Below are 18,782 nucleotides of genomic sequence, written 5' to 3' on the forward strand. Positions count from 1 at the left end.
CGGCGATGCGGCCCGGCGGCTCGCGCAGGCGGCGGCAGGAAACGCTCCGTCATCTCCTCGACACTCACCGGCCGGCATGGGTGGAGACGTTGAGGGCCGCCATGGCGCGCCCGTCGGCATGGCGGACCGGCACGGCGATGGAGCGCAGGCCGATCTCCAGCTCCTGGTCGACGACCGCGTGGCCCGCCGCGGCGACCCGGTCGAGCTCGGCTGCGAGCGCGGCCCGGTCGGTTATCGTGTGCGGCGTGTGGCGGGCAAGGCTCAGGGCGGAGAGGGCGGCCGCGCGCTCGGCGGGCTCCAGAAACGCCAGTATGGCGCGGCCCATGGAGGTGCAATGGGCGGGCAGGCGCGAGCCGACGGTGAGGTTGACCGACATGACGCGATTGGCCGCGGCGCGCGCCACATAGACCACATCCGGCCCGTCGAGGATGGCCGCCGAGCAGGATTCGTTGAGCGTTCGGCTCACGGCTCGCAAATGCGGTTCGCCAGGTGCCACAGAAGCCCCATGCCGAGCCGCGAGCCCGCCACAGCGAGCAGGCGTGCGGTGAGCGCGAAGCGCTTGCCCGTCCGTGCCGCATAGCCCAGATCGACAAGCGTCAGCAGGAAGCGGCGGGCCGTCGCGCGCGACATGCCGGCGGCGTCGGCGACCTCGGTGAGCGTCAGGCTTTCCGGCGCGCGGCGAGCACCTCCATGACGTGGAGCCCCTTGGCGAGCGAGCTCACATGGTCCCGGCGGTCGGCCTCCGCCGGCGGGTCGGTCCTGCTGTCCTGCATGGTCATGGCGCTCGGAGGTCCTCGGCTTGACAAGGGGAGGGCGGTCAATACGGTGACCGCATTGTAGCAAAAAAGTTCGCATTGCGAACCTATAAAGCGACCGGCAGGCAGCAATGGCACAATTCCTCGACCTCGCCGACGCCGTGGAGGATATCGTCCGCGACGGCGATACCGTGGCGATGGAAGGCTTCACCCACCTCATTCCCCATGCCGCGGGCCACGAGACCATCCGTCAGGGACGCAAGGACCTGACGCTCATCCGCATGACGCCCGACATCGTCTACGACCAGATGATCGGGGCGGGGTGTGCGCGCAAGATCGTGTTCTCCTGGGGCGGCAATCCGGGGGTGGGATCGCTGCATCGCATGCGCGAGGCGATCGAGAAGGGCTGGCCCGCGCCGCTGGAGGCGGAGGAGCACAGCCATGCCGCCATGGCCAACGCCTATGAGGCGGGCGCGGCCGGGCTGCCCTGCGCCGTATTCCGAGGCTATCTCGGGGCGGACCTCGCAAGGGTCAATCCGAATATCCGGTCCGTCACCTGCCCGTTCACGGGCGAGAAGCTCGCCGCCGTTCCCGCGATCCGCCCCGACGCCGCGGTCGTCCACGCCCAGAAGGCCGACCGAGAGGGCAATGTGCTGATCGAGGGCATTGTCGGCGTGCAGAAGGAGGCGGTGCTCTCCGCAAGCCGCTCGCTGGTGACGGTGGAGGAGGTCGTCGACAGCTTCGGGCCGCGCAGCCCCAATGCGGTCGTCCTGCCAAGCTGGGCGGTGTCGGCCATCGCCGTCGTGCCGGGCGGCGCGCATCCCTCCTATGCCCATGGCTACTACAAGCGCGACAACGCCTTCTACAAGGCCTGGGACGCCATCTCGCGCGACCGCGACGCCTTCACCGCCTGGATCGATGAGCATGTCCTGAAGGGCGGGCCGGAGCGTTTCGCGCAGTTCGTCGATGCCAGCATGAAGGAAGGGGCAGGCGCATGACCGGCTATACCGCAACGGAGATGATGACCGTCGCCGCCGCGCGGGCGCTGAAGAACGAGGATGTGTGCTTCGTCGGCATCGGCATGCCGTCCGCCGCGGCCAATCTGGCGCGGCTGACCCACGCGCCGGAGGTCGCTCTCGTCTATGAATCGGGCACGCTCGACACGCGCCCGACGTGCTGCCGCTCTCCATCGGCGACGGCGAGCTGTGCGAGACGGCGCTGACCACGGTCTCCGTGCCGGAGATGTTCCGCTACTGGCTGCAGGGCGGGCGCATCACCGTCGGCTTCCTCGGGGCCGCGCAGATTGACAAGTTCGCCAATATCAACACCACCGTCATCGGCGATTACGACGACCCGAAGGTACGCCTGCCGGGCGGCGGCGGCGCGCCGGAGATCGCCACCTCGGCCGGCGAGATCTTCGTGGTCATGCGCCAGTCGAAGCGCAGCTTCGTCGACAAGGTCGATTTCGTGACCTCGCTGGGCCACGGCTCGGGCGGCGGCGACCGCGAGGCCACGGGGTGACCACGAAGGGCCGACGCTCATCGTCACCGACCTTTGCCATCATGCGGCCGGATCCGGAGACGAAGGAGCTTACGGTCACCGCGCTCCATCCCGGCGTTACCCGCGAGGACGTGGTGGAGAACACCGGTTGGGCGGTGAAGTTCGCCGATACGCTGGAGGAGACGCCGGCGCCGCGCGCCGAGGAGCTCGACGCCCTGCGCGCGCTGAACGAGCGAACCGCCCGTGCCCATGGCGACGCGGCGTGAGGACGGGGGGCGGTCGTCTTCCGTCGTTCTCTTGACGGGTGAGGCAATCGCCTGTTGCAGGCTCACTTCCCCTCACCGGCGCCTTTCGGCGCCCCCCTCTCCCGCAAGGGGAGAGGGTTAGGTAGCGGGATCGCCTCATTTCCCTCTCCCCTTGCGGGAGAGGGAGGGGCCCATCGTCGCCAGACGATGGGAGGGTGAGGGGGCGCAAACAGCGACATGCGATTTACACCGCGTCCGGATTGCGCACGCTGAGGAAGGCCTTGGCGGAAATTTCCGACCAGTCATAGGCGCGGGCGAGCATGGCGCGATGGGAGGCGTGGATGCGGCGCTCGATGTCGCTGCCCGAGGCGAACCGCTCCATCACCTCGCGGGAGGCCGACCGGGGCGACAGCGAGAACGTCGTCCGGCCAGCGCCTGAGCGTCACGCCGTCGTCGCGCAGCGCCTGGAGCGCCTCCGAATTGCGCCATTCCGTCTCCGACAGCGCCCAGATCTGGACGGCGCGGCAGGCCGTCTCCACGACGGCCTTCAGATCGTCGGGAAGTTCCTGCCAGACGGTCAGGTTGACGATGGCCTCGCCGGTGCCGTTCGGCTCGTGGAATCCCGGCCAGTAATAAAAGGGCGCGACCTTGTAGAAGCCCGCCGACCGGTCGCTCCAGGGGCCGAGAAACTCCGTGCCGTCGATGGCGCCGGTCTGGAGCGCGGTAAGGATTTCCGAGGGCGGGATGACGACCGGCGTGGCGCCGAGCTTTTCGAAGACCTCGCCGCCAAGCCCCGGAATGCGGAACTTCAGCCCCTTCATGTCATCGAGCGTCTCGATCTCGCGCCTGAGCCAGCCGCCCATCTGCATGCCAGAATTGCCGGCCATGAAGGGCTTTACGCCGAAGGGCGCATAGAGCTCGTCCCACAGCGCCTGCCCGCCGCCATGGTCGATCCAGGCGATATGCTCCAGCGGTGTGAGGCCGAAGGGCGTGGCGGTAAAATAGGCCGCCGCCGGCATCTTGCCGGTCCAGAAGAACGAGGCCGTATGGCCGATCTCGGCGAGGTCGCCGGCGACCGCGTCGAGCACCTCAAGGCCCGAGACCAGCTCGCCCGCAGCATAGAGCTCCACCGCGATGCGCCCGCCCGACAGTGCCGTGATGCGGTCGGCAAGGCGCTGGGCGGTGACGCCGGGGCCCGGCAGGTTTTTCGGCCAGGACGTCACCATGCGCCATTTCCGGGTCTGGCCCCGCGCGACCGCCGGGGCGGCAATCCCGGCCACAGCCGCGACGCCGGTGCCGAGAAGGGTCCTGCGGCTCGGGCCGGTCATGATGCCCCTCCGTCGGTTTCGGGGGCGACGGTGTCCCAGAGCGCGTGGAAATGGTGCACGGGCCCATGCCCGCCGCCGATGTCGAGCCGGTCGGCCCCGGCGATAGCGGCCGTGGTGTAGGCCTTCGCGCCGCGTACCGCGCCGGCGAGATCCTCGCGCGCGCAAGCAGGGCGGCGATGGCCGACGACAGGGTGCAACCGGTGCCATGGGTGTTGCGGCTGGCAAGGCGCGGGCCCGGCAGCCACGTCGTCGCATCGCCGGTACACAGGAGATCGGGACTCTCGGGGCCGTTCAGATGTCCGCCCTTCACCAGCACGGCCCGGGGGCCGAGCGCCAGAAGCGCGGCGCCGAGGCCTGCCATGTCGTCCTCGCTCACCGGACCGGTCGCGCCCGCGAGCCGCTGGGCCTCGGGCAGGTTGGGCGTGACCAGCGTGGCGAGCGGCAGAAGCTCCTCGCACAGGACCGCGATGGCCTCGTCGCGAAGCAGGGCGTCGCCGCTCTTGGCTATCATGACGGGGTCGAGTACCACATGGGCCGGGCGGTAGCGCCTGAGGCCATCGGCGACGGCGCGGATCGTCTCCACCCGGCTCAGCATGCCGATCTTCACCGCATGGACGGCGATATCGCCAAAGACCGCATCGATCTGGCGGGTCACGAAATCCGCCGGCACGTCCATCACGCCGGTCACGGCCTGCGTGTTCTGGGCGGTGAGCGCGGTGATGACGGAGGCGCCATAGACGCCGAGCGCGGAAAAGGTCTTCAGATCGGCTTGGATGCCCGCGCCGCCTCCGGAATCGGACCCGGCAATGGTCAGTGCCGTTGGCCAGCTCATGCGTCCTGCCTTTCCCTTGCCCGGTCGACGGCCTGGCGCAGGGCGCGCGCGGCAGCCTGCGGGTCCGGCGTGCCGCAGATGGCGGAGACGACGGCCACGCCCTCCACGCCCGCCGCCATCGCATCCGGCACCCTGTCCGCGGTGATGCCGCCAATGGCGACCGTCGGCACCGGGATGAGCCGGCGCAGCGCGGGCGCGCGCCCGGAGGGGTGAGGGCGGGGGAGGCATTCGCCTTCGTTCCGGTCGGCCAGAACGGGCCGAGCCCCGCATAGTCGACGATGTCGGGATCGAGCCGGGCGATCTCCGCCTCGTTATGGGTGGAAAAGCCGATCGCCACATCCGGCCCCACGAGCCGGCGGGCGACTTCCGGCGGCATGTCCGTCTGGCCCACATGGACGCCTTCGGCCCCCACCGCCATGGCGATATCCACATGGTCGTTGACGATGAGCGGAACGCCGGAGCCGTCGAGCGCGGCCTTGAGGGCGAGCGCCGTCTCGTAGACATCGCCGCGTTCCGACGTCTTGTCGCGCAGCTGCACGGCGGTGACCCCGCCGGCGACGGCGGCGCGCACGGTTTCCGCGATGCCATGCGCGCGGCAGAGCTCCGGATCGGTCACGAGGTAGAGCGCAAGGTCGATCGTGCGGCGTGCGGGCATGGCTCGATATGTCCTCTCTTCTCAAGATCTTCGGCAGTCATGGTGTAGAGCGTGTCGACAAGGGCGGTCGCGAAGCTTGCCGGCCCGCGGGCGCCGTCGGCGGCCATCTCGCCCGCGACGCCGACGGTCAGCAGCGCGGCTGCCGTGGCCTCCGCAGGTTCGTCGGCAATGGCGAGGAAGGCCGCGACGATGGCGCTCAGCGCGCAGCCGAGCGCGGTGACCCGTGGCATGAGCGGATGGCCGTTGGCGAGCGCGACAAGCCGCGCGCCGTCGCTCACATAGTCCCGCTCGCCGGTCACGCCCACCACGGCACCGGTGGCATGCGCAAGGCTGCGTGCGGCCTCCACGGCGTCGGCGGAGGAGGCCGCGCTGTCGACACCGCGCCCGGCCTGGGCGGTCTCGCCGGCAAGGCTCAGGATTTCCGAGGCATTGCCCCGGATCGCGGTTGGCGCCTCGCTCACGAGATCGGCGGCAAGGCGCGTGCGGTAGTCGAGCGCGCCGACGGCCACGGGGTCGAGCACCCAGGGGCGGCCGGCCTCGCGCGCGCCCTTGACCGCAAGCCGCATGGCCGCCGCCGTCTGGGGCGTGAGCGTGCCGAGATTGACGAGCACCGCACCGGCGGCGCGCGCGAAGGCCTGCGCCTCCTCGGTATTGTCGACCATGGCGGGCGAGGCGCCGATGGCGAGCAGCGCATTGGCGGTGAAGTTCGCCGCCACTGTATTGGTGAGGCAATGGACGAGAGGGCCTTGCGTGCGCAGGCGGGCGAGCAGAAGCCCGGCCCGTTCGGCTGTGACGATCTCGGTCGGCGTCTTGGACAATGCAGGCCTCCACATCGCATGACCGCTCCGCCCGGCGAGCGGAGCCATCCCGTCATGCCGGTTTCGGCTGGTCCTTGGGGAGGTCGCCCGCGGGAAGGCCGTTCAGGAAGCGTCCGCGGGCATCGATGCGGTCCTTGAGTGACCGGCAAGGCCCCAGTCCCTACGCCAGCATGACCTGGATCAGGTTCGACGGGTTGGCGCGTTCCGCGCGCCTCTCAGCCCTGAAAGCAAGGGCACCCCGTGGGCAATCGCCGGACAGGATAGGGGTTCGCGGATCGGGCATCAACCGGTAATCGGCTTGGTCCGCGACGAGCGGGGCGGGTCGGTCGATCCGGAGGGAGGGCTGTATTCCACGTGGGTATTCGCGGTGCTAGAGTTTCGCCGCCGATCCGGATCGGCACCACAACCGCTGTCGTACAACGATGGCCGGAATGAAAACGGGGAAGACATGCCAGGGCGGATACTCCTTGCGGCAACTGCGGCGGTGTCATTGGGTTCGGCGGCAATTGCCGGGTCCTCTTCTCTTTCTGAGAGGGATGCAGCCGAAATGGCGGGGCGATTCTGCAAGACGCTGATCCCGGATATCGCCCGCTACGACCCGAACGAATACGACAGCTGGCCCCCTGACGATCCGGCGGTGTTCGGCCCGCTTGTCACGCGCGAGCTCGCCGGCCAGATCGAAGAGGCGCGCGACCGTGGCAACAGGATCGAGAAGGCGACGGGCGAGAAGTCGCCGCTTGGCGACGGCGTGCCCTGGAAAGGCGTGCAGGACGCCGCCGGCACTTGCGAGGTCGGCTCCGTGTCCGGCACCGCCGAGCGCCCGGAAGTGACGATCCGCTACAAGTATGCCGACGCCCCCGAGATGGGGTGGACTGACATATTGGTGCTTTCCCGGTCCGCGCAGGGCTGGCGCGTCGACAATATCCGCTATGGAGAACGCGACGGCGATCTGAGATCGATATTGGCAGAGACGATCGCCGGGGAAACACCGTAGCATCGCCGTTCGTTTCACAGGCGACGGTCATGGTTGAGGCAGGGGAGGTGTTCGGTGGACGTGTCTTCGCTTGCGATTTTCGCCGGGGCCCTTCTGACCGCGACGATGATCGCCGTTCTCGTGGCCATCGATCTGGTGTGGGTTGCAACGGCGGCCCAGGCACGCCGCTTTCTGAGGAGCCCGCGGGCCATGCGCGCGGCCAACCGTGTCGGCGCTTCGGCCATGGCTGGCGCGGCGGCCGCCATCGCGACCCGATAGAACCGGTTTTCCAGACGCTCGCCGGGCAGGTGCCATGCGGATGCGGCATAGCTCGCCGGAGCTGTCATTGGTAATCTCGCCGTCTCCGGCCAGTACGGCACGATGCTCACACCGAAGCGAGGCGAGAGACGGCCCATGGCGCCAGGTCAGGTTATGGTTATGGCAGCGCCCAACGGCGCGCGCCGGACACGCCTCGACCACCCGGCCCTTCCGATCGCGGAAGAGGATATTGCGGCAACGGCCGGTGCCTGCGTGCACGCCGGCGCCGCGGCGATCCATCTCCATGTCCGCGACGGCGAAGGGCGGCACAGCCTGGATGCCGCACGCTATCGTAAGGCGCTTACGCTCGCGCGCGAGGCGGTCGGGCCCGACGCGATCCTTCAGATCACGACCGAGGCGGTGGGCCTGTACTCGCCGGAAGAGCAGATGGCATGCGTGCGCGAGGTGCGTCCGGAGGCGGTTTCGCTGGCGCTCAAGGAGCTGATCCCCGACGAGGCCCACGAGGCCGCGGGCGCGGCGTTCCTGGCCTGGCTTCGGGCAGAAAAGATCGCGCCTCAATTCATCGTCTACGGCCCGGAGGAGCTTGAACGCCTCCTGGCGATGCGCGATGCGGGTGTCGTGCCCTTCGCAAGGCCGTTCGCGCTGTTCGTCCTGGGGCGCTATGCGCGCGACCAGCAATCGGCGCCGGAGGATCTGGACCCGTTTCTCGATGCGCTGGGTGACGAGGATCTGCCCTGGGCCTTGTGTGCGTTTGGCCGGCGCGAGAGCGAATGCGCATGCGCGGCCGCCGAACGCGGCGGGCATGTGCGTGTCGGTTTCGAGAACAATCTCCACCTGCCGGACGGCCGGGTGGCGGGCAGCAACGAGGAACTCGTCGCGGCCACGGTCGCGCGGCTTGAGGGCGCCGGTCACACCGTCATGGCGCCGGCGCGCGCCCGGGCCTTCCTCGCGGAGACCCTGACGTGATCGCGGTCAGGGCGTGTGCGCGGCGCGGTAGAACGCGTCGGCGGGCTTTGAGTCTTCCGGCTTCAGCGCCGGATTGTAGCGATAGACCGTTGAGCAATACGGGCAGATGATCTCCGTTTCATCGCCCATATCGAGGTAGACGTGAGGATGGTCATGAGGCGGTGCCGCACCCATGCACTCGAATTCCTTGACGCCGATTTCGACGATGTCGACGCCAGCGTCGTTGTGGAACTTGGGAACGACCGGATCAGCCATGTCCACCCTACCTTGAGCCCGTGACGAGGATTGCCGAACCGGCGGATAGCATATCTGGACCGAACCGCAAAGGCCGCCTGGACAATGTGTCCCGCAAACTGCGGCCGAAACCTTTCAAGGAGCGTCAATTCGTGCCGACCTTTCAATCAGACGGAGTGACCATCGCCTATGAGATCGCTGGCGACGGAGAGCCGATCCTGCTCATTCACGGCTTCGCGTCAAACGGACGGGTCAACTGGGTCGATACGGGCTGGGTCGATGCGCTGGTGCGCGATGGCCGCGAGGTCATCACCGTCGACAATCGCGGTCACGGCAACAGCGAGAAGCTCTACGATCCGGCCGATTACGGCGCGCCGATCATGGCCAACGACGCCTGTCGGCTGCTCGATCACCTGGGCCTCGAACGCGCCGACGTGATGGGCTACTCCATGGGCGCGCGCATCGCCGCCTTCCTCGCCATCAAGCACCCCGACCGTGTGCGCCGGGTCATCCTCGCCGGTCTCGCCGACAATCTCGTCAAGGGTGTGGGCGGCGCGGAGGAGGTCGCCCAGGCGCTCGAGGCCGACAGCAGCGACCGGGTGACGGAGCGCATGCCGCGCACCTTCCGCCTGTTCGCCGAGCAGACGGGCAGCGACCTGAAGGCGCTCGCCGCCTGCATGCGCTCCTCGCGCCAGAAGATCAAGGCGGAGGAGGTCGCCGGCATCAGGGCGCCGACCCTCGTCGTCGCCGGGTCCGACGACGACACGGCGGGCCCCGTGGCGCCCCTGGTCGAGCTTCTGCCCAATGCCACGGGGCTTGTCATCGAGGGACGGGACCACATGCGTACCGTCGGCGACAAGCGCTACAAGGAGGGCGTGCTCGACTTCCTGCGGTCCTTTCAGTCTTGACAAGTTGACGTTAACGTCAAAGTCTGGCGGACAAGCGGACGGGATCGGGCTTTCCATGGAGCAGCGGGCCAGCGCACACAGGCGCACATCGTTCACCGGATCGGCGGGCAACCGGATCGCCGGCGATCTGCACGAGGCGCCGGACGGCGCGCCGCGCGGTGCCGTCGTCCTTGCCCATGGCGGCGGGCAGACGCGGCATTCCTGGCGCGGAACGGCCCGCAGGCTCGCCGAAGCGGGCTGGCTTGCGGTCACTATCGACCAGCGCGGCCATGGCGACAGCGACTGGATCGCGGATGGCGACTATTCCCTGGAAGCCTATGCCGCCGATCTCGCGGCGGTGGCAGGCGACATCGAGGACCGCTTCGGCCAGCGGCCGGCGCTGATCGGCGCCTCGCTCGGCGGCATGGCCGGGCTGGTCGCGACCGGCCGGGACGAGCCCGCCCCGGCCTCGGCTCTGGTGCTGGTGGACATCACGCCGACCATGAAGTCGGACGGCGTTGCGCGGGTTCTCGATTTCATGGGCGCACATGTGGAGGAGGGGTTCTCCTCGCTCGAGGACGCCGCGGCAGTCATTTCCTCCTATCTGCCGCACCGTCCGCCGCCGCGCGACCTGAGCGGGCTGCGGAAGAACCTCCGGCTCGATCCGGATGGACGGTATCGCTGGCACTGGGATCCGCGCTTCCTCGATGCGAGGGAGCGAACCGACGGCAAGGGCCACAGGCCGGAGCTGGAAACACGGCTCGTGGCTGCCGCAAGGAGGCTCGACCTGCCCGTTCTCCTGGTGCGGGGCCGCGAAAGCGAGCTTGTCGGCGAGGCGGAGGCGCGGACGTTCCTGGAGCTTGTGCCGCAGGCGCGCCTTGCCGATGTGACCGGTGCCCGGCACATGGTCGCCGGAGACAAGAACGACGTCTTCGCCGACGCGGTGCTCGATTTCCTCTCAAACCTCCCCGCCGGCGCCTGCTGCCGCTGAGGGGCCAGGTCCCGGGGGCCCGGTGATTATTCGGTCGGCATGCGGCATTCCTGGTTCGTCATCCCCGCGCAAGCGGGGATCCATGTCTCTGGGGACGCTTTTGGATTCCCGCTGTCGCGGGAATGACGAAGAGACAGGGCGGGCTTCGGTACTGGAAACGGGCGCGGGGCCCGCGTTGTCGGTGCTGGGCCCTTGAGTTGCGGCGCGGCCCGTTTCCGGCGTGGCGTGTTTCGCTATGGTAGACAGGCGATGGTTCACCTACATATGCTTGATCGACGAGAAGCGACGCCGCCCGCGCGGTGTCCATGAAGGACAAGGAGAGCGAGCCATGGCGCGCCACGCACCGTCTGCGGAGGCGATCGAGCGTCTCGATCCGGTCTGGTCGCAGATCCGCGAGGAAGCGGAGGGGGTTACGGAGACCGATCCGAGCCTCGGCGGTTTCATCTTCGCGACGATCCTCAACTACGACACGCTGGAGCAGGCGGTCAGTCACCGGGTGGCGCAGCGCCTCGGCAATGCGGATGTGTGCTCCGAGCTCATCGTGCAGGCCTTCGAGGACGCGCTGGAGGAGGAGCCGGAGATCGGGGCCGCGATGCGCGCCGACATCACGGCCGTCTATGACCGCGACCCCGCATGCTCGCGCTATCTCGAGCCGGTCCTCTACTTCAAGGGCTTCCAGGCGATCCAGACCCATCGCATGGCGCACCGCCTCTGGAAGATGGGGCGGCGCGATTTCGCCTTCTATCTCCAGAGCCAGTCCTCCCAAGTCTTCGGGGTCGACATCAATCCGGCGGCCGTCATGGGGCGCGGCATCATGATCGACCATGCCCATGCGATCGTCATCGGCGAGACCGCGGTCGTGGAGGACGACGTGTCGATGCTCCACAGCGTGACGCTCGGCGGCACCGGAAAGGTGGATGGAGACCGGCATCCGAAAGTGCGCCGCGGCGTGCTGATCGGGGCGGGTGCGGAGATCCTCGGCAATATCGAGATCGGCGCCTGCTCGCGCGTGGCCGCCGGCAGCGTGGTGCTCCACGACGTGCCGCCGAACCGCACGGTCGCCGGCGTTCCGGCCAAGGTCGTCGGCTATGCGGGCTGCTCGGAGCCGTCCCGGCGCATGGACCATCGCCTGCCTGAGGAAAACGAGGGCGAGGGGGACGACATTCCCGCGGTCGACCCTTGAGGGTGCGGGCAAGCGCTGCTACCACCTTGCCAGCTGTCGTCGGCGGAGCGGCGGTGCCGGGATCGCGTTGCCGACTCTGCCGGTGATCTCTGTCGTTCCGCAGGCGTCGAGACACATCACACAGGCCAGGGAGCGCGAGCGTGCATCCAGACGAAATCCGCAAGCTGACGGAATACTTCAAGACCCGGTTCAATCCCTCTCTGACGGTGCGCCGGCGCCCGCAGAAGACCGATTCGGCCGAGGTCTATATGGGCGACGAGTTCATCGGCGTGATCTTCCGCGACGATGAGGACGGCGACCTCTCCTACCAGTTCCAGATGGCGATTCTCGACATCGACCTGCCGGAGTGACGCGAGCCGCCGGGCCGGCCTTGCCATGATGCGGCATTGTCCGCGCGCACTGTGGAATCGCGGCCGCCATCCCCGTATGCTGCCGGCCGGAAACGCTGAGCGACGCGGGCAAGGAGAGACTGACAGATGGCGATCTACGAACTGGACGGCGTGCGGCCGATTCTCCCCGAGGACGGGCACTACTGGATCGCGCCGTCGGCGGACGTCGTCGGGCGGGTGATGCTGGAGCGCAATGCGAGCGTGTGGTTCGGCGCGGTCCTGCGCGGCGACAACGAGCTCATCCGCATCGGCGAGAACAGCAACGTCCAGGACGGCTCGGTCCTGCACACCGACGAGGGCTGCCCGCTGACCGTCGGCGCCAATGTGACCGTCGGCCACAAGGTCATCCTGCATGGTTGCACGATTGCCGACCAGTCGCTCATCGGGATGGGGGCCTGCATCCTCAACAATGCCCGGATCGGGCGCAACTGCATTATCGGCGCCCATGCGCTGATCCCGGAAGGCAAGGAGATCCCGGACAATTCCCTCGTCATCGGGATGCCGGGCCGCGTCGTCCGCGCGCTCACGCCGGAGGAGGTGGAAGGGCTTGCCCTGTCGGCGGAACATTATGTGGCCAACTGGCAGCGCTATTCGCGCGGTGTGAGGGCGCTGGTCTAGGCTCGCCCGGCAGGCGGGGCGCTCAGCGGTTGCGGCCCGCGATCGGCGCGGAATTCGGCGGCGCGTTCGGGTCGAGCGACACCCAGACATTCGGATTGCTGGCGGACTGCCGCTTCAGGAACCGGTAGGGCACGGAGCGCCACGGCTCGACCCGTGGCCTCTGATTGTCGAGCACGAAGTCGCCCCGGTCGGTCACCGCGGTGAGGACGGCGTGCCCGTCGCCGTTCTCGTCGAGCACGACGGTGATGAGGAGTGCCTGTTTCGGCCAGCCCATGGAGATAAGATACTGGCGCTTCAGGAGGACGAAGTCCTCGCAGTCGCCCTCGCGCGTCGGGAAATCCCAGTATTCGGGAACGTGATGGAGCTCGGCGTCGGTCACCGGCCGGATCTGGCCGTTGACGTTCTCGTTGACGGTGGTGAGCTGGCGCCAGCGCTCCGCCGTCAGCACCACGCGTCGCGGCCGGACGGATTGCGACGGGCACTCCTGCTCGTAGCGCTCGCAGAATTCCACATAGCCGATAGGCGGCAGGGTTTCGCCATAGATGGTGGCAAAGCGCGCATAGCGCTGCTGAGAGCCCGGCCCGGCCGTGCGCTCGTTCGTCCAGCCCGGCCCCCCAAGGCCGATGATGAGCGCGCTTGTCGCGCACAGTAGTCTCCAGATCATCGATGGACGCCCCGTTCCAAGGTCTTGTCGGGGCGATCCTAGGGGGCGGTCGTGGGGAGAAGATTAATAAAACCGGGAACCGGAAAAGAGCATTTATGGAATATGAATTTCACGAGTGAGTAAAACCAAGTAATGATCCGATAACCTAACCGGAATCCTAACAGCGGGGCGCCGCACCCGGCGGCGGCGCAGATCACACGATCCGCGGGATAGGGGCGGGCACGAAACGTCCAGCGGTTCCGCTGGGGGCGGCGGGCGCCACTGGCCCCCCGATCGCGATGCGCTCCAGAAGGCGGTAGCGTGTGATCGGGAGGGAGACGAGCGGTGGCGCCTCGCCGCAGGGCAGTAGCACGCCCATTATGTGCACCCTGTTATGCGCACCGAAGCGGACCGGCAGGCACAGCATCTCCAGGGCAAGCCGGGCACCGTCCGCCGCCTCCCCGGACAGGCGCAGCATCACCGGGCGATGGTCGCCGACAACCTCCCGGAGCGCTGTGGCGAGCGCCCGGCGTTCGGGCAGCTCGGGCAGGAGATCGAGGATGTCGCGGCCGGTCAGATCGGTGCCGGCCAGGAGCCGCAAGCCCGTTCCCGACAGGCGAAAGCGGTAGCTTGCGCCCAGTGCGCCGGGGGCCAGCAACAGCATGTAGGGCAGGAGGGCGGACAGCCCGGCGAGGTCCGGCTCCTCGCCGATGACCGGCATTCGCCGGTCGCCGCGCCAGTCGTTCCATATGACGTAGAGCTTGCGGGCCCAGGGATGCTGGAAGCGCTCGACGGCGGTTATGAGGGTGTTCAGGGCGTCCGCCATGGTGTGGGTGGGCCTTGGCCTGCTGATGATTGCATGTTCGTGTCGTCTCTGCTTTGCAGAGCCCGTGCCAGTTCCCGCCATTGCGCGCCCGGACGAGGCTTTGTGCGCGGACCCGCCCTTGGGGAAGCCTCCGGGACAAGATCCGCGGTTCAAAGATCTGTCAGAATGCGGTACTAGGCAGGCACGAGGGTGGTCATCCCGCGGGCTGCGGCAAGTCAGAATGGGACAGGTCGCCGGGCGGACAGGCTACCGATTTTGTCCCGAAGGCTGCTTGCGAGCCCGATTGCCACCCATGGATCACAGAACCCCGCCAGATCGCGACCGCGCCATCAACGCACCGCGGGTCGTGGTTGTCCTCATCGCGACATTCGTGGCCGTGCATGCGGTCCGCATGATGCTGCCGGACCGGCAGGGCGTATGGATGCTCCTGGCCTTCGCCTTCATTCCGGCGCGCTATGCGGACACGGCGGCCTATCCGCCGGACTTCATTCCCGGCGGCATCGGGGCCGACTACTGGAGTTTCGTCACCCACATGTTCCTGCACGGGGATTTCACCCATCTCCTCGTGAACTGCCTGTGGATGCTGGCTTTCGGAACGGTCGTCGCGCGCAGGCTGCCGCCGGGGCGCTTTCTCGTGCTGAGCGCGGTGTCCGGCGTCGCCGGCGCGCTTGCGCACCTGGCGATCTACTGGGGTGAGCTCGTGCCGGTCATCGGCGCGTCCGCGGCGATTTCCGGACAAATGGGCGCGGCGACGCGTTTCATCTTCAGCGCGCCCGGCGGGTTGTTCCATGCCTCGCGCATGCATCCCGCGCATGTCCGGGTGCTGGGTCTCCTTGAGACCTTCGGCACGCCCAATGCGCTCATCTTCATCCTCGTCTGGGTCGGCCTCAACTTCGCTATGGGACTCAGCGGGATCGCCTTCCTGGGAGAAGGCCAGAGGATCGCATGGGAGGCCCATATCGCCGGCTTCTTCGCGGGGCTTGCGATCTTCGGCCCGCTCGATCCGTGGCGGCGCAATTTCCCTTCCCGCCAAAACGTCCTACACTGACCGTATGGCAGGATGACCTGCCGGAACAAGGAAGGACCGATCGGCTCCTGCACGCGGGCGGGCATGTCGGCGGGCAGGTGCAGGCGATCCAGCGGAGGATACCCATGACCGTCTCTGCCATCCTGAAGTCGAAGGGGCGCGACGTGGCGACAGCCGCGCCCGAGACCACGCTCCTGGACATCGCCAACAGCCTGACCTCGCGCCGGATCGGCGCGATCGTGATCGCGGAGCCGGAGGGGCAGGTCGTCGGCATCATCTCGGAGCGCGATATCGTGCGCGCCGTGGCCGAGCACGGGCCCTCCACGCTCGGCGAGGCGGTGAGCGAATTCATGACCAGCCCGGTGCTGGCGTGCGGGGAGGACGATTCGGTCGCGGAGCTGATGGGTGTCATGACGGAGCACCGCATCCGCCATCTCCCCGTTCTGGCCGACGGCCGGCTCGTGGGCATCGTCTCGATTGGCGATGTGGTGAAGGCGCGCATCGCCGAGGCCGAGCTCGAGGCGGAGGCGATGAAGCAGTACATCACCTCCGGCTGACAGGGGCATGGCGGCACGCGCGGCGCGGACCCGCCGTCAGAATGCCTCGGTGCGGGTAAGCCGTGCGAGTGCGTCCTCGATCTCCGGGAGAACCCGTTCGGCGGCGTCGCGGCCGGCCTGGATGGCGAGTTCGGCCTTGTCGAAGTCGAACAGGCCGACCTCGGGGGTGCGCGGGAAGATCGTGACGTCCGGCGGATCGCCCCCGAGCCGCGAGCGTGCCAGACGATCCTGGGAAATGTTGAAGGCGGCGACGAGCACGGTGGTGACGCCGGGGGAGGGCTCTTGCCGCGCCTGTGCCCCCGCCTTCCGTTCACGTCGAGCGACAGCAGGTCCTTGGTCTGAATAACCGTGCCGCCGAAGGCGTCGTTGTTCACATTCACGGCGATGACGATATTGGCCTGCATGGCCCGGCACGCCGAAACGGGAATCGGGTTGACGACCGCGCCGTCGATCAGCCAGCGACCGTCCCGCTCGACGGGCTTGAAGACGCCGGGCAGCGCGCAGGAAGCCCGCAGAGCATCGGCAACGACGCCTTCGTTCAGCCAGAGCTCGTGACCGCTCAGAAGCTCGGTTGCGATGCAGATGAAGGGGCGGCCGAGATCGTCGAATGTCATGTCGCCGAGATGGTCCCGGAGGAGTTCGCTCAGCCTGTCGCCGGAGATCAGCCCGCCGCCCTGCCAGGAGAAGTCGAGGAGAGAGAAGACGCGCCGGCGCGTCAGCTCGAGTGCGAAGGTCTTGAGTTCCTCCAGCTTGCCGGCCGCGAAGCATCCCCCGGCAAGCGCGCCGATTGAGGTGCCGGCCACCACGTCGATGGGCACGCCGGCCTCGACCAGCCGTTCGATCACGCCGATATGGGCCCAGCCCCGGGCCGCGCCCGCGCCGAGTGCGACGCCGACGATCGGGCGGTGGGAGGAGGGGCCGCTGGCGCCGTCCGCCTCCGTATCGCCGTTCTGCGAATTCCACCAGAACATGGCCGTGTTTCCCCGGACTTGCGCGTGCTCACGATACAATGATCGGCGAGGGTACGTCGAACACAGTGTCCGGTGAACGGCGAGACCTGGAATCGAAGGCCTGTCGGCTCAGAGCTGCGTGGGGTTCGGCGCGTCGCCGTAGACGTCCTTCGGGTCGAAGGTCTTCTCGTCCTCGCGATAGGTCAGCTTCATCTCGGGCGTGACAGGTTTGCCGACCGGCACCGAGCGATAGAAGCAGGAGCGGTAGCCGACGTGACAGCTCGCGCCGGACCCCGCGACCTCGACCCGCAGCCACACGGCGTCCTGATCGTCGTCGATCCTGAAGTCCACGACCTTCTGGACAAGCCCGCTGGTCGCGCCCTTGTGCCACAGGGTCTTGCGCGAGCGGCTCCAGTAATGGGCCTCTCCGGTCTCTACGGTACGCTTGAAGGCCTCGGCGTTCATGTAGCCGAGCATCAGCACCTCGCCCGTGCCGGCATCGGTGGTGACGACGGGAAGCACGCCGTCGCCGTCGAATTTCGGGGCGAGCTGATCGCCCTCCTCGACCTGTTCGACGGTGAGACGCGGCGCAAAGGCATTGTCGGTCATGATCGGCGTCACCTACTTGCCGGAATTCATCCGGATCAGCTCCAGGAACCGGGCCTGGAGCGCCGGGTTTGTCTTGAATTCGCCGGTAAACTGGGTCGTGACGGTGGCGACATTCGGCTTCTGAACGCCCCGGAGCGACATGCACTGGTGAACCGCCTCGATCATCACCGCGACGCCCTTGGGCTTCAGCGCGACGTCGATCGCGCCGGCGATCTGTCCGGTCATCGTCTCCTGCGTCTGCAGGCGGCGGGCATAGATCTCCACCACACGGGCGAGCTTGGAGATGCCGACCACGCGCTCGGTCGGGAAATAGGCGATATGCGCCTTGCCGATGAACGGGATCATGTGGTGCTCGCAATGCGAGTTCATGTCGATATCGCGTAGCATGACGATGTCGTCATAGCCGCCGATATCCTCGAAGGTGCGCGAAAGCACCTCGATGGGATCCTCCTCATAGCCGCGGAAGAACTCGCGATAGGCTTTCACCACACGTTTCGGCGTGTCGAGCAACCCTTCGCGTGCCGGATCGTCTCCGGCCCAGGCGATCAGGGTACGGACGGCGGCTTCGGCCTCTTCCTGCGTGGGGCGTTTCACGGCGGAGTCCTTGTTGGAATCGTCGTCGCGCCGGGGCATGCGTTCGACAATCGCATCCATGAGATCGGCTTCCCTAGGCTTGTTGGTCAATGATTTCGCGCTTTGTCGCTGTCACGAGTTACCAGGTACGACGTTTCCGGCGGGCAGGATCACTCTTAAGCACGAGATTCGAGCACAAAATTGAATGTCGCATGCCTGCGCGAAGGACCCCGCATAGCATGAAGCCGCATGCCAGAAAAGCATGAGCCCCGCCTTGACAGCACGGCGCCATTCGCCAATCTCGATATAGAGCCCTCGCGCGGACGGTTCAAGCGACCGGGTGCGAAAGGGACCTTGCGGTGGCAGGCGCCGGTGGATGCGGGGTCTGCGAGATAAACCTGCCGTCGGGTTGCACGATCCGACCGCGGAAAGGTCGCTCCAGAGTGGCGCGATGAGTGGACCCATGCTGAACGACGTCTACAACCGGCGCATCCTGCAATTCGCCGCCGATATCCCCCTAACCGAGCGTCTCGACGATCCGGACGCGACGGCGACGGCGCATTCCAAGCTGTGCGGCAGCAAGGTGACCGTCGATATCAAGATGGACGGCGATGTGGTCACTGCCTTCGGCCACGACGTGAAGGCCTGTGCGCTCGGCCAGGCCTCCTCCTCGATCATGGCGCGCAATGTGGTCGGCTCGACGGCCGACGAGTTGCGCAGGGTCCGCGAGGAGATGTATGCGATGCTCAAGGAGAGCGGGCCGGCGCCCACGGGCAAGTGGGCAGATCTGGCGATCCTGGAGCCGGTGCGCGATTTCAAGGCCCGCCATGCCTCCACCCTCCTGACCTTCGATGCGGTCTGCAAGGCCATCGCGATGGTCGAGGAGACGCATGCCGGCGTCGCGGAGACCGCCTGAGGCGGTCCGTCCCGCCATTGGCCGCCCT

At 67.7% G+C, this 18,782-nt stretch carries 22 protein-coding genes, 5 pseudogenes and 1 riboswitch; of the genes and pseudogenes, 13 read left to right on the plus strand and 14 right to left on the minus strand.

Annotated features, from left to right (window positions below):
- Nucleotides 1-64 precede the first annotated feature (64 nt).
- Together HW532_RS21940 and HW532_RS21945 are read right to left on the minus strand one after the other, a co-directional pair.
- The gene (locus HW532_RS21940) at nt 65-466 is read right to left on the minus strand and encodes an IclR family transcriptional regulator domain-containing protein (protein ID WP_246479355.1); all 402 of its coding nucleotides are present in this window, start codon (nt 464-466) and stop codon (nt 65-67) included.
- The gene (locus tag HW532_RS21945) at nt 463-630 is read right to left on the minus strand and encodes a hypothetical protein (RefSeq protein ID WP_246479356.1); all 168 of its coding nucleotides are present in this window, start codon (nt 628-630) and stop codon (nt 463-465) included. Before HW532_RS21945 ends, HW532_RS21940 begins: the two co-directional genes overlap by 4 nt.
- 256 nt (nt 631-886) lie before the next feature.
- Between HW532_RS21945 and HW532_RS00010 the strand changes: the two genes are divergently transcribed.
- Together HW532_RS00010 and HW532_RS22315 are read left to right on the plus strand one after the other, a co-directional pair.
- Complete coding sequence (locus HW532_RS00010) at nt 887-1,753, plus strand: CoA transferase subunit A (RefSeq protein ID WP_213162484.1); 867 nt, start codon at nt 887-889, stop codon at nt 1,751-1,753.
- A pseudogene (locus HW532_RS22315) lies at nt 1,750-2,521 on the plus strand (CoA-transferase subunit beta). The gene HW532_RS00010 and the pseudogene HW532_RS22315 overlap by 4 nt, the downstream one beginning before the upstream one ends.
- A 281-nt stretch (nt 2,522-2,802) precedes the next feature.
- Here the strand turns inward: HW532_RS22315 and HW532_RS00020 are convergent.
- From HW532_RS00020 to thiM, 5 genes and pseudogenes are all read right to left on the minus strand, one after another.
- A complete protein-coding gene (locus HW532_RS00020; protein WP_246480012.1) occupies nt 2,803-3,726 on the minus strand; it encodes a TRAP transporter substrate-binding protein in 924 nt (307 codons plus the stop codon).
- A gap of 98 nt (nt 3,727-3,824) precedes the next feature.
- A pseudogene (gene thiD, locus HW532_RS00025) lies at nt 3,825-4,660 on the minus strand (bifunctional hydroxymethylpyrimidine kinase/phosphomethylpyrimidine kinase).
- Nucleotides 4,657-4,830 (minus strand): thiamine phosphate synthase, encoded by a 174-nt coding sequence (locus HW532_RS22475; protein WP_425491906.1) that lies wholly within the window; start codon nt 4,828-4,830, stop codon nt 4,657-4,659. The pseudogene thiD and the gene HW532_RS22475 overlap by 4 nt, the downstream one beginning before the upstream one ends.
- 89 nt (nt 4,831-4,919) lie before the next feature.
- A pseudogene (locus HW532_RS22480) lies at nt 4,920-5,315 on the minus strand (thiamine phosphate synthase); the annotation flags it as partial.
- Nucleotides 5,273-6,133, minus strand: a complete 861-nt coding sequence (thiM, locus tag HW532_RS00035) for a hydroxyethylthiazole kinase (RefSeq protein WP_246479370.1) — start codon at nt 6,131-6,133, stop codon at nt 5,273-5,275. The gene thiM and the pseudogene HW532_RS22480, both read right to left, overlap by 43 nt.
- A 139-nt stretch (nt 6,134-6,272) precedes the next feature.
- Nucleotides 6,273-6,384: riboswitch (TPP riboswitch) on the minus strand.
- A gap of 296 nt (nt 6,385-6,680) precedes the next feature.
- On the opposite strand from thiM, the gene HW532_RS00040 reads away from it, so the two are divergent.
- From HW532_RS00040 to HW532_RS00050, 3 genes and pseudogenes are all read left to right on the plus strand, one after another.
- The gene (locus HW532_RS00040; RefSeq protein ID WP_213162486.1) at nt 6,681-7,127 is read left to right on the plus strand and encodes a hypothetical protein; all 447 of its coding nucleotides are present in this window, start codon (nt 6,681-6,683) and stop codon (nt 7,125-7,127) included.
- A 90-nt stretch (nt 7,128-7,217) separates the two neighbouring features.
- A pseudogene (locus tag HW532_RS22485) lies at nt 7,218-7,385 on the plus strand (LysE family translocator); the annotation flags it as partial.
- Between the two features lie 159 nt (nt 7,386-7,544).
- A complete protein-coding gene (locus HW532_RS00050) occupies nt 7,545-8,351 on the plus strand; it encodes a beta-keto acid cleavage family enzyme (protein WP_213162488.1) in 807 nt (268 codons plus the stop codon).
- A 6-nt stretch (nt 8,352-8,357) separates the two neighbouring features.
- Here HW532_RS00050 and HW532_RS00055 read toward each other — a convergent pair whose 3' ends face one another.
- Nucleotides 8,358-8,606 (minus strand): zinc-finger domain-containing protein, encoded by a 249-nt coding sequence (locus tag HW532_RS00055; protein ID WP_213162489.1) that lies wholly within the window; start codon nt 8,604-8,606, stop codon nt 8,358-8,360.
- Nucleotides 8,607-8,737: 131 nt separating this feature from the next.
- Between HW532_RS00055 and HW532_RS00060 the strand changes: the two genes are divergently transcribed.
- From HW532_RS00060 to HW532_RS00080, 5 genes are all read left to right on the plus strand, one after another.
- Nucleotides 8,738-9,493: an alpha/beta fold hydrolase gene (locus HW532_RS00060; RefSeq protein ID WP_213162490.1), complete on the plus strand. Its 756-nt coding sequence runs from the start codon at nt 8,738-8,740 to the stop codon at nt 9,491-9,493.
- A gap of 55 nt (nt 9,494-9,548) precedes the next feature.
- On the plus strand, nt 9,549-10,463 hold the full coding sequence (locus HW532_RS00065; RefSeq protein ID WP_213162491.1) for an alpha/beta hydrolase: 915 nt from the start codon (nt 9,549-9,551) through the stop codon (nt 10,461-10,463).
- A gap of 328 nt (nt 10,464-10,791) precedes the next feature.
- Nucleotides 10,792-11,646, plus strand: coding sequence for a serine O-acetyltransferase (gene cysE / locus HW532_RS00070; protein ID WP_213162492.1), 855 nt, complete (start codon nt 10,792-10,794; stop codon nt 11,644-11,646).
- Nucleotides 11,647-11,786: 140 nt separating this feature from the next.
- Complete coding sequence (locus HW532_RS00075; protein ID WP_213162493.1) at nt 11,787-11,996, plus strand: DUF3126 family protein; 210 nt, start codon at nt 11,787-11,789, stop codon at nt 11,994-11,996.
- A 126-nt stretch (nt 11,997-12,122) separates the two neighbouring features.
- Nucleotides 12,123-12,653 carry a gamma carbonic anhydrase family protein gene (locus HW532_RS00080; RefSeq protein WP_213162494.1) on the plus strand — a complete coding sequence of 177 codons (531 nt, stop codon included), beginning with the start codon at nt 12,123-12,125 and terminating at the stop codon, nt 12,651-12,653.
- 22 nt (nt 12,654-12,675) lie between these two features.
- Here HW532_RS00080 and HW532_RS00085 read toward each other — a convergent pair whose 3' ends face one another.
- Nucleotides 12,676-13,317, minus strand: coding sequence for a transglutaminase-like cysteine peptidase (locus tag HW532_RS00085; RefSeq protein ID WP_213162495.1), 642 nt, complete (start codon nt 13,315-13,317; stop codon nt 12,676-12,678).
- A 193-nt stretch (nt 13,318-13,510) separates the two neighbouring features.
- Nucleotides 13,511-14,122: a PAS domain-containing protein gene (locus HW532_RS00090; protein ID WP_213162496.1), complete on the minus strand. Its 612-nt coding sequence runs from the start codon at nt 14,120-14,122 to the stop codon at nt 13,511-13,513.
- 292 nt (nt 14,123-14,414) lie between these two features.
- Here HW532_RS00090 and HW532_RS00095 point away from each other — a divergent pair, with 292 nt between their 5' ends.
- Both HW532_RS00095 and HW532_RS00100 read left to right on the plus strand, forming a co-directional pair.
- A complete protein-coding gene (locus tag HW532_RS00095; RefSeq protein WP_213162497.1) occupies nt 14,415-15,170 on the plus strand; it encodes a rhomboid family intramembrane serine protease in 756 nt (251 codons plus the stop codon).
- Nucleotides 15,171-15,274: 104 nt separating this feature from the next.
- Nucleotides 15,275-15,706, plus strand: a complete 432-nt coding sequence (locus HW532_RS00100; protein WP_213162498.1) for a CBS domain-containing protein — start codon at nt 15,275-15,277, stop codon at nt 15,704-15,706.
- 36 nt (nt 15,707-15,742) lie between these two features.
- Here HW532_RS00100 and HW532_RS21960 read toward each other — a convergent pair whose 3' ends face one another.
- The 4 genes and pseudogenes from HW532_RS21960 to folE form a co-directional block, all read right to left on the minus strand.
- Nucleotides 15,743-15,964, minus strand: a complete 222-nt coding sequence (locus tag HW532_RS21960; protein WP_246479372.1) for a hypothetical protein — start codon at nt 15,962-15,964, stop codon at nt 15,743-15,745.
- Nucleotides 15,965-16,179: 215 nt separating this feature from the next.
- Nucleotides 16,180-16,677 (minus strand): annotated as a pseudogene (locus HW532_RS21965) (patatin-like phospholipase family protein); the annotation flags it as partial.
- A 108-nt stretch (nt 16,678-16,785) separates the two neighbouring features.
- Complete coding sequence (hisI, locus tag HW532_RS00110) at nt 16,786-17,265, minus strand: phosphoribosyl-AMP cyclohydrolase (RefSeq protein ID WP_213162499.1); 480 nt, start codon at nt 17,263-17,265, stop codon at nt 16,786-16,788.
- Nucleotides 17,266-17,277: 12 nt separating this feature from the next.
- On the minus strand, nt 17,278-17,919 hold the full coding sequence (gene folE, locus HW532_RS00115) for a GTP cyclohydrolase I FolE (protein WP_213162500.1): 642 nt from the start codon (nt 17,917-17,919) through the stop codon (nt 17,278-17,280).
- 382 nt (nt 17,920-18,301) lie between these two features.
- Here folE and HW532_RS00120 point away from each other — a divergent pair, with 382 nt between their 5' ends.
- A complete protein-coding gene (locus HW532_RS00120; protein WP_213162501.1) occupies nt 18,302-18,754 on the plus strand; it encodes an iron-sulfur cluster assembly scaffold protein in 453 nt (150 codons plus the stop codon).
- The last annotated feature ends 28 nt before the right edge of the window (nt 18,755-18,782 follow it).

The organism is Kaustia mangrovi, from assembly GCF_015482775.1.
Taxonomy (GTDB): Bacteria; Pseudomonadota; Alphaproteobacteria; order Rhizobiales; family Im1; genus Kaustia; species Kaustia mangrovi.

Coding starts and splice junctions, on each gene's coding strand:
- HW532_RS00120 (WP_213162501.1), top strand. CDS start 18,302: ATGCTGAACGACGTCTACAACCGGCGCATCCTGCAATTCGCCGCCGAT.
- HW532_RS00095 (WP_213162497.1), top strand. CDS start 14,415: ATGGATCACAGAACCCCGCCAGATCGCGACCGCGCCATCAACGCACCG.
- HW532_RS21945 (WP_246479356.1), bottom strand. CDS start 630: ATGTCGCGCGCGACGGCCCGCCGCTTCCTGCTGACGCTTGTCGATCTG.
- HW532_RS00055 (WP_213162489.1), bottom strand. CDS start 8,606: ATGGCTGATCCGGTCGTTCCCAAGTTCCACAACGACGCTGGCGTCGAC.
- HW532_RS00080 (WP_213162494.1), top strand. CDS start 12,123: ATGGCGATCTACGAACTGGACGGCGTGCGGCCGATTCTCCCCGAGGAC.
- hisI (WP_213162499.1), bottom strand. CDS start 17,265: ATGACCGACAATGCCTTTGCGCCGCGTCTCACCGTCGAACAGGTCGAG.
- HW532_RS00050 (WP_213162488.1), top strand. CDS start 7,545: ATGGCAGCGCCCAACGGCGCGCGCCGGACACGCCTCGACCACCCGGCC.
- HW532_RS00090 (WP_213162496.1), bottom strand. CDS start 14,122: ATGGCGGACGCCCTGAACACCCTCATAACCGCCGTCGAGCGCTTCCAG.
- HW532_RS00065 (WP_213162491.1), top strand. CDS start 9,549: ATGGAGCAGCGGGCCAGCGCACACAGGCGCACATCGTTCACCGGATCG.
- HW532_RS00020 (WP_246480012.1), bottom strand. CDS start 3,726: ATGGTGACGTCCTGGCCGAAAAACCTGCCGGGCCCCGGCGTCACCGCC.
- cysE (WP_213162492.1), top strand. CDS start 10,792: ATGGCGCGCCACGCACCGTCTGCGGAGGCGATCGAGCGTCTCGATCCG.
- HW532_RS00085 (WP_213162495.1), bottom strand. CDS start 13,317: ATGATCTGGAGACTACTGTGCGCGACAAGCGCGCTCATCATCGGCCTT.
- HW532_RS00100 (WP_213162498.1), top strand. CDS start 15,275: ATGACCGTCTCTGCCATCCTGAAGTCGAAGGGGCGCGACGTGGCGACA.
- HW532_RS00010 (WP_213162484.1), top strand. CDS start 887: ATGGCACAATTCCTCGACCTCGCCGACGCCGTGGAGGATATCGTCCGC.
- folE (WP_213162500.1), bottom strand. CDS start 17,919: ATGGATGCGATTGTCGAACGCATGCCCCGGCGCGACGACGATTCCAAC.
- HW532_RS00040 (WP_213162486.1), top strand. CDS start 6,681: ATGGCGGGGCGATTCTGCAAGACGCTGATCCCGGATATCGCCCGCTAC.